Below are 12,245 nucleotides of genomic sequence, written 5' to 3'. Positions count from 1 at the left end.
TTGGCAAGGCATTGCTGGCGCCCAAACCGGAAGCCCGGATAAGCCTTTGCGAGGCTTGGCCTCGAACGCGCTGGATCGGGCCGATCCGGCCTGATCTACTGTGCATGGGGTTGTTTTCACGATTTTGCCTTGAGGGAAGCGGGCAGTTAACATTTGACATCACCTCCCGCCATGCCTTAAGAACCCCCGTCCCGGGCGGACGGTCCGCCAGCGGGAAAGATCTCATTTTGCCACATTCGCGCGTGCCGAAACGGTAGTGCCGAACACGGCCTTTCGAACGTTCAGGATTCTGCCATGAAGGTCCGTAACTCGCTGAAGTCGCTGCGCGGTCGCCATCGCGCCAACCGCCTGGTCCGCCGCAAGGGCCGGGTCTACGTGATCAACAAGGTGCAGCGCCGCTTCAAGGCTCGCCAAGGCTGATATTGCCCTCGCGGTCGCCTGCGCGCCCCGCAAGACCACGGCTCACACGAGTTTGACGCCGCCTTTGCTTTGCAAGGGCGGCTTTGCGCGTTTAGACTTTCAACATGACGGTGAGATTCTCGATCGCACGCGTGTTGTTCCTGGCCCTGGTGCTCGGCACGAGCGGCCTCACGCCGGCGCTGGCGCAGGATCATCCGGCCCCGCCGGCGAAGCAGCAGAAGAAGCTGCCGGAGGCGCCGGCCAAGCTGCCCAAGGCCGACCGCACCAAGAACCTCGATTTCCTGTTCGGCGCGCTCAAGGCCGCTCCTGACGAGGCCAGCGCCAAGCATGTCGAGGCGCGGATCTGGGCGATCTGGCTCCAGACCCCGAGCGACACCGCGGCGCTTTTGATGGCGCGGGCCAAGGCGGCGGTCGATGCGCAGAAGATCGACGTCGCGATCAAGCTATTGGACGCCGTCATCAAGCTCAGGCCCGACTACATCGAAGCCTGGAACCGGCGCGCCACGCTCTATTACATGCAGAACGATTATGCCCACGCGCTCGCCGACATCCGCGAAGTGCTGATCCGGGAGCCCCGTCATTTCGGCGCGCTCGCGGGGCTCGGCATGATCATGCAGGATGTCGGTGACGAGAAGCGTGCCCTCGAGGCCTATCGCAAGGCGCTCGCCGTCAATCCGCACCTCGAGAAGATTCCCGATCAGGTGAAGGCCCTGACCGAGAAGGTCGAAGGCCGCGATATCTAGCCGATAAATCGATTATTGCTTGAGCGGTCGCGGCGCACGCCGGTTAACCACGATCGGAAGCGCTTTGCCGCGAGGGCTATTGCCGGCGCGGCCGCGGGTCTACCTGCAGGGCAGGAGCGAAAGCCATGAAGCGCTTGATGTTTGCTTGCAGCTTGCTGTTGGCGTCGGGGACGATGAGCCTCGCCGACGGATTGTTCTGGGTGGTCGGCAATCGCGCCACCGGCAAATGCACCATCGTGACCCGCAATCCCGTCATCAACGGCGACATCTGGTTCGGCGACGGTCCCTACAAGTCCAAGGCCGACGCCAAGCTGGCCCGCTCGACCATCCGTGCCTGCCCCGCGCCCACGCCCGACGAGGAAAAGGCCGAGGACGGCGCGGGCTAGTGCAGCACGCTGGTGCCGCGTTCGGCGAGACCGCGATCGGCCGCCGCAGCGTAAGCCTTTGCGAGCTCGCTCTCGAGGTGCTCATTGATCAGAAGCAGTGCCCGCACGGCCCCGCGCAAATCGCCGTTGCAGCTTGCGACGATCTCATCGATCGCGGTGTCATTCGATCTGAAGCGCATCGAAAAATCCTCCGGTTCAAACCAGGACAATCCTGCCGGTCTTTCCCGCATTTTTCAGGTTGCGAGGAGGGATCGGCGCCTATCCGCGTCTAAATGGCCGAACCGACCGTGGCGATTATATGGACAGCGCGATGACGACTGCATGAAGCTGGTCCGAAGCTTGTGCGCGTCAATTGGTTCCGTTGATTCCGTTGGGTTTTTTCGTTCTCGATTGTGCACATATCCACAGGGGGTGGCATTTCCTGTGGAAGCGCCGAACTGCCCCGCGCGAAACTGCCGCCCGCGTCACCCGTAACCGCGATGTGCTCTGGATCGCCCGGACTTTCTCCATGATCGTGCTCTCAGCCGTGACGGCGCTGGTGCTGCTGGCGCTGGTCACACAGGCCGGCGTTGTTGCCTTACAACGCGCCTTTCCGCCGCAAGGCCGGATGATCGAGGTCGATGGTGCGACGCTGCACGTCGTCGACATCGGCCCGCGCGAGGCGGGCACGCCGATCGTGATGCTGCACGGCGCAAGCTCAAACCTCGAAGTGATGCGACGTCCGCTCGGCGACCTCCTGGCCAAGCGGCATCGCGTCATCCTGATCGACCGTCCCGGCCACGGCTGGAGCACGCGCGCACTTCGGCAGGATTCGACGCCGGCCATCCAGGCGCGGATGATCGATGCGGCGCTGAGCAAACTCGGGATCGATCGCGCGGTCTTCGTCGTGCATTCCTGGAGCGGTGCGCTCGGTGCGCGGCTGGCGCTCGACCACGCGAGCCGCGTCGCCGGTCTCGTGATGCTGGCGCCGGTGACCCATCCCTGGCGCGGCGGCGTCGGCCGCTATAACGAGATCATTGCAATGCCGGTGATCGGTCCGCTGCTCGCCTACACCATCACGCTGCCGCTGGGCTATTTCGTCACGGAATCCGGTGCGCGGAATGTCTTCCTGCCGCAGACGATGCCGGATGGTTTCGTCAAGGACTCGGCGACGCCGCTGTTGCTGCGTCCGCGCGAATTCATCGCCAATGCCTATGATCTGGTGACGCTGAAGGCGTCGGTGGCCGCCCAGGCGGCCCGCTATGGCGAGATCAGATTGCCTGTCACGATCATCGCCGGCGAGCCCGACAAGACGGTGAAGACCGACATCCACGCGCGCCCGTTTGCCGCAACGGTGCCGGATGCAAAGTTGATCGTGCTGCCCGATCTCGGCCACATGGTGCAGAACGCGGTGCCGGACCTCGTGAAGGCGGAGATCGAGGCGATGATCGGTCACATCGCCCCCGCGCGGGCGGCCGCCGATTAGCGGCCGCCTCTTGGGCGCTTACTTCTTGATTTTTCCGTCCTTGTCGAACTGCGACACATAGGCCCAGAGATTGTTGATCTCGGTCTCGTTCTTGATGCCGGCGAACGCCATCTTGGTGCCGGGGACCTTGGCCTTCGGGTCCTTGATGTATTCCTTGAACTGAGCCTCGTTCCAGGTGATGCCGGAGTTTTTGTTGGCCTCGGAATAGTTGTAGTCCGGCGCGGTGCCGGACTTGCGGCCGTCGAGACCGTTGAGCTCGGGCCCGACCTTGTTCTTGGCGCCTTCGCCGATCGCATGGCAGGCCAGGCACTTGTTGAACGACGTCTTGCCGGCTGCGGCGTCCTGCGCCATCGCACTGGATGCTGCGGCAGTCATGGCAAGGGCAACCAGCGCGCCGAAAGTCAGTTTTGTCATAGGATGCTCTTCGTCTCTTCCCGGGGTCAGATGGTGGATCGTCGTTTTGGCAGGTCCGGTGCAAGTGGACAAGCCGCGAAACTGTGACAGGTTTCCTGATAACAGACTTGCCCCAGAGAGAACTTGCGCTGCAACAAAGCAATGCGACCTTCGGACGACCCTACCCAAACGCCGGGAGACATGGTTGATTTGGCGGAACAAATTCCAATGCCGGACGAAAGTTTTTTGATATGGCCATCATGATGCCTGCGAGCGACCAGGCGGTGCTTGCGCGCCGCGCGGAGATCGTCGCTGCATTGCGCGCAATCGTGCCCGGCGAGGGCGTGATCGATACGCCGGCCGAGATGCGCGCCTACGAATCCGACGGGCTGACCGCCTATCGGCAGCCGCCGATGGTCGTGGTATTGCCCGACACGACCGAGCAGATTTCGCTCGTCCTGAAATATTGTGCCGCCCACGGCATCAAGGTGGTGCCGCGCGGCTCCGGCACCTCGCTGTCGGGCGGCGCGCTGCCGCTCGAAGACGGCGTGCTGCTCGGCCTCGGCAAGTTCAAGCGCATCCGCGAAATCGATTTCGACAATCGCGTCGTCGTCACCGAGCCCGGCGTCACCAATCTCGCCATCAGCCAGGCGGTCGCCCACGCCGGCTTCTACTACGCGCCCGATCCGTCCTCGCAAATCGCCTGCTCGATCGGCGGCAATGTCGCGGAAAATTCCGGCGGCGTGCATTGCCTGAAATACGGCATGACCACCAACAACGTGCTCGGTTGCGAGATCGTGCTGATGAGCGGCGAGATCCTGCGCATCGGCGGCAAATCGGCCGAGAACGCGGGCTATGACCTCATGGGCGTCATCACCGGCTCGGAAGGCCTGCTCGGCGTCATCACCGAGATCACGGTGCGCATCCTGCAAAAGCCGGAGACGGCGCGCGCGCTGATGGTCGGCTTCGCCGAGGTCGAGGCCGCCGGCGAATGCGTGGCGCGCATCATCGGCGCCGGCATCATTCCGGGCGGCATGGAGATGATGGACAAGCCGGCGATCCACGCCGCCGAAGCCTTCGTCCACGCCGGCTATCCGCTCGACGTCGAAGCGCTGCTCATCATCGAGCTCGATGGTCCCAAGATCGAGGTCGACGAACTGATCAGTCGCGTCGAGGCCATCGCCAACGGCTGCGGCTCGACCACCTGCCAGATCTCGAGCTCCGAGGCCGAGCGCAACCTGTTCTGGGCCGGACGCAAGGCTGCATTCCCCGCCGTGGGCCGCATCTCGCCCGACTATCTCTGCATGGACGGCACCATCCCCCGCGGCGCGCTGCCGAAGGCGCTGGCGCGCATCCGCGAGCTCTCGGAGAAATACCAACTCGGATGCGCCAACGTGTTCCACGCCGGCGATGGCAATCTGCACCCGCTGATCCTCTACGATGCCAACAAGCCCGGCGAGATCGAGCGCGCGGAAGCTTTCGGCGCCGATATCCTCCGCGCCTGCGTCGAGTTCGGCGGCGTGCTCACCGGCGAGCACGGCGTCGGCATCGAGAAGCGCGACCTGATGCCCGACATGTTCACCGAGATCGATCTCAACCAGCAGCAGCGGCTGAAATGCGCGTTCGACTCGCAGGGCCTCCTCAATCCCGGAAAAGTGTTTCCGACCCTGCACCGTTGCGCCGAGCTCGGCCGCATGCACGTGCACGCGGGCAAGCTGGCATTTCCGGATATTCCGCGGTTTTGAAGCCAGGGCTGACCCGTCCCACCCTTGTCTTGTAGGAGAGGGCGAGCCAGCATTTTCCTTCACATGAGCGCGTATTGCGCCCGCTCGCGTCTCGCCAGCAGCGGCAGTGCCTGCCCGGCGATGTGGCTCTTGAAATGCGCGCTCTCCTGATGCGCCTGGAAAGCCGCCTCGTCGCGGAATAATTCGTAGAACAGGAACTGGGCCGGATTGTCCTTGGCGCGGCTGATCAGGAACAGCTTCACGCCGGGTTCGCTTTGAGCCTGTGGCAGGAAGCCGCGGAGGATCTCGGCAACGCGGTCGGCTTGCTCGGCCTTCGCTTCCCATTGCGCCACGACCAGAAGACCACCGCCGCTGACCGCCTGATGGATGGCTTGCTGGTTCACTGCCTGCTCGTTCATGAGGGAACTCCGTTAGAGAGGGAACAGTTCGATCAATAACGAAGTTTGAATGGGAATGATTCGATGGCGATCGAAGCACGACTGTGCCGAACGAGCCGTGCAGGATCGCCGCGCGCGCTCGCCGGATCAGCCACCGCAAGATGCGTGCACCTCCTTTGGAATGAGGGCGTCAAAGCTCCGCGCGAATTGATTTCCGACGGGAATTTCGCTACCGCCTTTTCTCGTGGATACGCTCAGGGTCAGAGACGCCAAGGACGTCGAAGAGGTGGTGCGCGCGGCGATTGCCAACGAGCAGCCGCTCGAGATCATCGGTCATGGCAGCAAGCGCAGCATCGGGCATGCGATGGTGACCAACGCGGTGCTCGACGTCTCCGCGCTGAATGCCGTCACCTCCTATGAGCCCAACGAGCTGATTGTCACGCTCCAGGCCGGCGCGCCGCTGGCCGACGTGCTGTCCCTGATCGATGCCAAGAACCAGCAATTCGCCTTCGAGCCCGTCAACACCGCGCCACTGCTTGGCACGTCCGTGTCGGGCACCATCGGCGGTATGATCGCTTCCGGCCTCGCCGGCCCGCGGCGGATCAGGGCGGGCGGGGCACGCGATCATCTGCTGGGGGCGCATGCCGTTTCCGGCTTTGGCGACAGCTTCAAGACCGGCGGCAAGGTGGTCAAGAACGTCACGGGCTACGATCTCTGCAAGCTGCTGGCAGGGTCTTGGGGCACGCTGTCAGTCATGACCGAGGTGACGCTGAAGGTGATGCCGAAGCCGGAGGCGGAGCGGACGCTGTTGCTGCGCGGATTAGATGATGCTGCCGCCAACAAGGCGATGACAGCGGCGCTCGGCTCGCCCTTCGACGTCTCCGCCGCGGCGCATCTGCCGAAATCGGCTTTCCGTGCCAGGACCGAAGGACTTGGCGATATCGCCGGCCAGGGCGAGGCACTGACCGTGCTGCGGCTCGAGGGCATCATCGCATCTGCCAGTCACCGCGCCGGCTCCTTGCGCGAATTGCTGGCCCCGTTCGGAACCGCTGTTGTCATCGGGGATGCCGCGTCGTCCGCGCTGTGGGCCACCATTCGCGACGTATTGCCTTTCGCGGCCAGCGCTGCGCTCGGGGCCTGGCCGGTATGGCGCATCGTCTGCCCGCCGGCCTCAGGCGCTGCGCTCGGGACGCAATTGGCGCGCGAGACCGGTGGCGACATCATCTACGATTGGGGCGGCGGCCTGATCTGGGCGGCACTGCCGCGGAAGGGCGATGCGCATGCCCCGGCCGTTCGCCAGCGGACCAATGCCTTCGGCGGGCATGCCACGCTGATCCGGGCGGACGAGGACGTCAGGCGCGAAGTCGATGTCTTCCATCCGCAAGCACCAGGTGTTGCTGCCCTGAGCGAACGGGTCCGCACCAGTTTCGATCCGAAATCCATTCTGAACCGGGGACGGCTGACGCGGAGCGCTCGGGCATGAAGACCGAATTCTCACTCGCACAGCTCGCCGACCCCGACATCGCCGAGGCCGACAAGATCCTGCGCGCCTGTGTCCATTGCGGCTTCTGCACCGCGACCTGCCCGACCTATGTCCTGCTCGGCGACGAGCTCGATAGCCCGCGCGGCCGCATCTATCTGATCAAGGAGATGCTGGAAAAGGACCAGGCGCCGACATCCCAGGTGGTCAAGCACGTCGACCGCTGCCTGTCGTGCCTCGCCTGTATGACCACCTGCCCGTCGGGGGTGAACTACATGCACCTCGTCGATCAGGCGCGGGTCAGGATCGAGCAGCGCTACCAGCGTCCGCTCGCCGAACGGCTGCTGCGCCGGGTGCTCGCCTTCGTGCTGCCAGACCCCCGATGGTTTCGCCTGAGCATGCGGCTGGCGCAGCTGGCCCGGCCGCTCGCCGTCTTCCTGCCGACCCCGCGGCCCTCAGCCACCCCAGGACTGATCCAGCGCCTCAAGGCGATGCTGGCGCTGGCACCTGGCCGGCTGCCGACGCCGGGTGCCCTCCCGGGCAGCGTATTCGCCGCGCTCGGCAAGAAGCGCGGCCGCGTCGCGCTGCTCCAGGGCTGCGCCCAGCAGGTGCTGGCCCCGCGCATCAACCAGGCGGCCATCAATCTTCTCACCCGGCATGGCATCGAGGTCGTCCTGGTCAAAGACGAGCAATGCTGCGGCGCGCTCACCCATCATCTCGGTCACGACGATGATGCGCTGGCGCGGGCGCGCGCCAACGTCACAGCGTGGCTGAAGGAGGCCGCCGGCGAGGGGCTCGACGCCATCCTGGTGACGACCTCCGGCTGCGGCACCGTGATCAAGGACTATGGCTACCTGCTGCGCGAGGACGCCGCATTCGCGGCCGATGCGGCGAAGGTGTCCGCGCTCGCGAAGGACGTCACCGAATATGTCGCCGGTCTTGCCCTCGCGCCGAGCACGCAACAGGGCGATGTCGTCATCGCCTATCACTCCGCGTGTTCGTTGCAGCACGGACAGAAAATCACGGGCCTTCCGAAAGAATTGCTTTCCAAGAATGGATTCGTGGTGAAAGATGTGCCCGAGAGCCATTTGTGTTGCGGTTCGGCGGGGACATACAACATTCTCCAGCCCGAGCTTGCGGGCCGGTTGCGCGATCGCAAGGTCGCCAACATCGCGAGCGTCAAGCCGGACATGATTGCCGCGGGCAATATCGGCTGCATGGTGCAGATTGCCAGTGGCACGTCAGTTCCGGTCGTACACACGATTGAGCTTCTCGATTGGGCTACGGGCGGGTCGCGGCCGGCATTGAATCCGTCGCGCTGAGCTTTCGTCCGGTGACGGCTGAAAAGCCCGATCGACCATTGTTCGGCGGCAACAGGAGGACCACGATGGCGAAAGCGAGCAAGAAGAAAAGCAAGAAGGCCAAAAAGGCCAAGAAGGTCGTAGCAGCGAAGAAGGCGACGAAGAAGAAGGCAGCCAAGAAGTCGGCGAAGAAGTCGGCGAAGAAATCTGCCAAGAAGGCCGCGCCGAAGAAAGCTGCCAAGAAGTCAGCAAAGAAGGCTGCGGCCAAGAAGGCCGTGAAGGCGGCGCCGAAAAAGGCCGCCAAGAAAGCAGCGCCGAAGAAGGCGAAGGCAGCTCCCGCGCCGAAACCAGCGGCCCCCGTGGCGCCGGCACCGGAGCCCGCCGCCGAGACGAGCTGGGCGATGCCTTCGTCTTCTGCGGAAGCGACGCCGGCCGAGGGGCAAGGTTAGGCCCAAGGGATTGGGTCCTACGCTTAGGCCAAAGGCCGGTTTATCCCCATCACGATCGACAGCAGAAGGCCGTAGCAGTGATGCTGCGGCCTTTTTGCATCGCCGCCCCGATGACTTAGTCCGCTGATTCGTGGCGCGGGTGCCACGCGGTCCCAGGCCCACGTAGTATCCTGGGGCCTCAGTGCACTTTGGCGTGAAAATAATGTGATCGAGAAGCAACACCGGCCGACAACCTTTTGTGGAATCGTCAGAACGCCCAAAAAGGCGGCAGATGCTCGTGTTTTTTGCTTCTCCGTTTACGTCCCTCCATCCAGATTGGCCGAGTTACAGAGTTTGCAATCAGGTCGGGCGGCCCCGGGGGGCTTCCGGAGCTCGACCGGGGTCTAAAATTGGTGATGGGGATCGAAATGAAAAAAGTGACTTTGTTGGCAACGGCGCTGGCAATGGTGACGGGTTCGGCGTTTGCGGCGGACATGCCGTTGAAGGCCTTGAAGGCTCCGCCGGCGCCCGCATTTGATCCCTGGGATGTCGCCTTCGGCGGCGCGATCATGAACGACTACATCTTCCGCGGCGTGACCCAGTCCAACCACAAGCCGTCGGTCGCTGCCTATTTCGAGCCGCGCTACAACATCAACAAGGACCTCCAGCTGTACGCCGGCGTGTCCGCTGAGAGCATCTCCTTCGCCAACCGCGCTGCAGCCGAAGTCGACGTCTACGGCGGTATCCGCCCGACCTTCGGCGCCTTCGCCTTCGATATCGGCGTCTGGGGCTACCTGTATCCGGGCGGAAGCTGCGCCGACAACGTGCTTACCGGCGGCATTCCCGGCGGCGGCGTCTGCCCCGTCAGCACCACGACCATCTTCCTTGCCGACGGCAACGTCATGAAGAAGGACGTCAGCTTCTTCGAAGTCTACGGCAAACTGAACTACACCATCAACGACAATTGGTCCGTCGGCGTGAACGAGTATTACTCGCCGAACTTCCTGAACTCGGGTGCGTGGGGCAACTACTCCTCGCTGACCGCGAAGTGGATCGCGCCGAGCACGACGTTCGGCGCTTCGGGCGTCGGCATGTATGTGTCGGGTGAGTTCGGCCGGCAGTGGTTCGGCACCTCGGATGCCTTCTACGGCACCGGTGCGGGCACCGTCTTCGCCAACGGCATTCCCTACAAGGACTACAACACCTGGAACATCGGCGTCGGCTTCACCTATAAGGTGTTCACGCTGGATCTGCGTTACTCCGACACCGACCTGAACAAGGGTGATTGCAACGCCTTCACCAGCGCCTTCAACGCCACCGGCACCACCAACGTCACCCCGATCAATCCGGGTGGCGCCGGCTCCAACTGGTGCGGCGCGGCAGGTATCGCCAAGCTGTCCTTCGACCTGACGGCGATGAGCAACCTGAAGTAAGTTACTTCCGAGACGACTGACGGGGGCGGCAGGGCAATCTGCCGCCCTTTTGTTTTGGGGGGCGGCTTCGCTTCCACGCTAAATTAGGCGTCGGGTCGTGCGAGGTGGTCCCACGTCGTCATGGCCGGGCTTGGCCCGGCCATCCACGCGCATCCCGAGGCTCGAAAGACGTGGATGCCAGGGACGAGCCCGGGCATGCCGAATCCGGGGGACGACCGTTCCGAGCCGCGCGTTCCCCGCTCGCGCCTCAGCGGGCCGCACTCGCCTCCGGCTCGGCCCGTGCGCCGCCATTGTCGAGGACATGGATCTTGCCGTACTCCGCCATCGCCACCTTGCGGGTGTGGAAGGCATCGAGCGTCGAGCGGTGCCCGATCGAGACGATGGTGGCCTGCTGCAGCCTCTCGGCCAGCAGCCGGTAGAGCCTCGCCTCGGACAATTCGTCGAGCGAGGCGGTGGCCTCGTCGAGGAAGAGATAGTCCGGTGCATGCAACAGCGCGCGGGCGAGCCCCAGTCGTTGCTGTTCGCCGAGCGACAGCATCCGGTTCCAATGGCCGTCCTCGCCGAGCCGTTCGGCGAGATCGGGCAGGCCAACTGAGATCACCGCATCCCGGATCTGGCTTGCCTGGAATGCGCCGGGTGGTGCGGGATAGATCACGGCATCACCCAGCGCACCGACCGGGAAATAGGGGCGTTGCGGTAGCATCATCAGCTTCGCCTGCGCGGGGACGACGATGCTGCCGGTCCCGAACGGCCAGATGCCGGCGATGGCCCGGAACAGCGTCGACTTGCCGGAGCCGGACGGGCCGGTCACGAGCACGCGCTCCGGCGCCTGGATGGCGAAGCCGTCGGCGGCGACCAGCGGCGTGCCGTTGGGGAGATACACACAGAGCTTTTCCAGGCCGATATTGCGGCTGCCGCCTGCCGCTTTGAGCTCGATCGTCGCCTCATGCGCCGGCAGGTTTGCCGCGGTCGCGACCGACATTTCGAAGCCGTCGAGGCGCGCGACGATCGCACGCCATTCCGCGATCGATCGATAGAACGAGACGAAAAAGGACAGCGCATCCTGCACCTGGCCAAAGGCCGAACCGGTCTGCATCATGTCGCCGAGCTGGATGCTCTTGGCAAAGTAGGCGGGCGCCACCACCACGTAGGGAAAGATCGTTGCAGCCTGACCGTAGCTCGCCGTGAAGGCGGTGAGGCGCTTGGTCCGGCTCATGATCGCATACCAGTTGCCGATGACGGAGCCGAAGCGCTGCAGAAGATGGCCTCGCTCCGCGCGCTCTCCCTTCAACAGTGCAATCTGCTCGGAATTCTCGCGCACGCGGATCAGGTTGAAGCGGAAGTCCGCCTCGTAGCGCTGCTTCTCGAAATAAAGATTGATGAGCGGCGCACCGATCCAGTGCGTCAGTGCCGTGCCCAGGAGCGCGTAGGCCAGCGCGCACCAGACCAGAAAACCCGGGATGACGATGTCGGTGCCGTAAATGTGCAGCGGCGCCTTGTTGGACAGGCCCCAGAGGATGACGATGAACGACGCCAGCGTCACGATCGACGACAGCAGGCCGAGGCCGAGGACCAGCGTTTGCTCGACGAAGTTCGTGACGTCCTCGGTAAGACGCTGGTCAGGGTTGTCGGCCGCATCGCCCTTCAGCTGCATGCGGTAATGCGTGGCGCCGTCGAGCCATTCGCCGAGATAGTGTTGCGTCAACCAGCGCCGCCAGCGGATCTGCAGCCACTGGTTCAGATAAAGCTTGTAAACGGCTATCGCGACGTAGGTGAAGGCAAGGCCGAGGAAGATCCAGACCTGCATCACGAACTCGTTCAGATCGTAGGCCTGGAGTGCACTGTAGAACCGGTTCTGCCACTGATTGAGCAGCACATTGATGGCGACGAGCGCCAGCTCCATCGCCACGACGACGGCGAGCAGGCCGCGACCGGCCCATTTGTCTTCCGATCGGAAATACGGGCCGGCGATTCGCCAGACGATCGCCAATGTGGCGCGGATGTTCTTCACAGAGCGGGATCTCCTGCAGGGGCTGTGCGCAAATCTCTCAAGCCAAGCCGTTGAGGCAAGGGC

The 12,245-nt window shown here is 63.9% G+C and carries 13 protein-coding genes; 9 read left to right on the top strand and 4 right to left on the bottom strand.

The annotated features are described in order from the left end of the window. The first annotated feature begins 294 nt into the window (after positions 1-294). The 3 genes from ykgO to XH88_RS23030 all read left to right on the top strand — a co-directional run bounded on the left by ykgO (position 295) and on the right by XH88_RS23030 (position 1,549). Positions 295-420, top strand: a complete 126-nt coding sequence (gene ykgO, locus XH88_RS23040) for a type B 50S ribosomal protein L36 (RefSeq protein ID WP_006611362.1) — start codon at positions 295-297, stop codon at positions 418-420. Between the two features lie 104 nt (positions 421-524). Continuing rightward, on the top strand, positions 525-1,163 hold the full coding sequence (locus XH88_RS23035) for a tetratricopeptide repeat protein (protein WP_271670577.1): 639 nt from the start codon (positions 525-527) through the stop codon (positions 1,161-1,163). A gap of 125 nt (positions 1,164-1,288) precedes the next feature. Continuing rightward, on the top strand, positions 1,289-1,549 hold the full coding sequence (locus XH88_RS23030) for a hypothetical protein (protein ID WP_271670576.1): 261 nt from the start codon (positions 1,289-1,291) through the stop codon (positions 1,547-1,549). On the opposite strand, the gene XH88_RS23025 is transcribed toward XH88_RS23030, so the two are convergent. Continuing rightward, positions 1,546-1,728: a hypothetical protein gene (locus tag XH88_RS23025; protein ID WP_092288717.1), complete on the bottom strand. Its 183-nt coding sequence runs from the start codon at positions 1,726-1,728 to the stop codon at positions 1,546-1,548. The genes XH88_RS23030 and XH88_RS23025 overlap by 4 nt on opposite strands. A 329-nt stretch (positions 1,729-2,057) precedes the next feature. Here XH88_RS23025 and XH88_RS23020 point away from each other — a divergent pair, with 329 nt between their 5' ends. After that, positions 2,058-3,014, top strand: a complete 957-nt coding sequence (locus XH88_RS23020) for an alpha/beta fold hydrolase (RefSeq protein ID WP_271670575.1) — start codon at positions 2,058-2,060, stop codon at positions 3,012-3,014. A gap of 18 nt (positions 3,015-3,032) precedes the next feature. Here XH88_RS23020 and cycA read toward each other — a convergent pair whose 3' ends face one another. Continuing rightward, the gene (gene cycA, locus XH88_RS23015; protein WP_271670574.1) at positions 3,033-3,428 is read right to left on the bottom strand and encodes a cytochrome c-550 CycA; all 396 of its coding nucleotides are present in this window, start codon (positions 3,426-3,428) and stop codon (positions 3,033-3,035) included. A 230-nt stretch (positions 3,429-3,658) separates the two neighbouring features. On the opposite strand from cycA, the gene XH88_RS23010 reads away from it, so the two are divergent. Beyond that, positions 3,659-5,152, top strand: coding sequence for an FAD-linked oxidase C-terminal domain-containing protein (locus XH88_RS23010; protein ID WP_271670573.1), 1,494 nt, complete (start codon positions 3,659-3,661; stop codon positions 5,150-5,152). Positions 5,153-5,211: 59 nt separating this feature from the next. On the opposite strand, the gene XH88_RS23005 is transcribed toward XH88_RS23010, so the two are convergent. Further along, positions 5,212-5,550, bottom strand: a complete 339-nt coding sequence (locus XH88_RS23005) for a putative quinol monooxygenase (RefSeq protein ID WP_271670572.1) — start codon at positions 5,548-5,550, stop codon at positions 5,212-5,214. A 223-nt stretch (positions 5,551-5,773) separates the two neighbouring features. Between XH88_RS23005 and XH88_RS23000 the strand changes: the two genes are divergently transcribed. The 4 genes from XH88_RS23000 (at position 5,774) to XH88_RS22985 (ending at position 10,171) form a co-directional block, all read left to right on the top strand. Then, positions 5,774-7,012 (top strand): FAD-binding protein, encoded by a 1,239-nt coding sequence (locus XH88_RS23000; protein ID WP_271670571.1) that lies wholly within the window; start codon positions 5,774-5,776, stop codon positions 7,010-7,012. After that, positions 7,009-8,331 (top strand): glycolate oxidase subunit GlcF, encoded by a 1,323-nt coding sequence (glcF, locus tag XH88_RS22995; RefSeq protein ID WP_271670570.1) that lies wholly within the window; start codon positions 7,009-7,011, stop codon positions 8,329-8,331. Before XH88_RS23000 ends, glcF begins: the two co-directional genes overlap by 4 nt. 65 nt (positions 8,332-8,396) lie before the next feature. Next, positions 8,397-8,759, top strand: coding sequence for a histone (locus tag XH88_RS22990; RefSeq protein WP_271670569.1), 363 nt, complete (start codon positions 8,397-8,399; stop codon positions 8,757-8,759). 407 nt (positions 8,760-9,166) lie between these two features. Then, the gene (locus tag XH88_RS22985; protein ID WP_271670568.1) at positions 9,167-10,171 is read left to right on the top strand and encodes a TorF family putative porin; all 1,005 of its coding nucleotides are present in this window, start codon (positions 9,167-9,169) and stop codon (positions 10,169-10,171) included. A 247-nt stretch (positions 10,172-10,418) separates the two neighbouring features. Here XH88_RS22985 and XH88_RS22980 read toward each other — a convergent pair whose 3' ends face one another. Continuing rightward, a complete protein-coding gene (locus XH88_RS22980; RefSeq protein ID WP_271670567.1) occupies positions 10,419-12,182 on the bottom strand; it encodes an ABC transporter ATP-binding protein/permease in 1,764 nt (587 codons plus the stop codon). Between the last annotated feature and the right edge of the window lie 63 nt (positions 12,183-12,245).

It is taken from the genome of Bradyrhizobium sp. CCBAU 51627, assembly GCF_028128765.1.
Taxonomy (GTDB): Bacteria; Pseudomonadota; Alphaproteobacteria; order Rhizobiales; family Xanthobacteraceae; genus Bradyrhizobium.
This window is presented reverse-complemented; position numbering and strand designations above follow the sequence as displayed.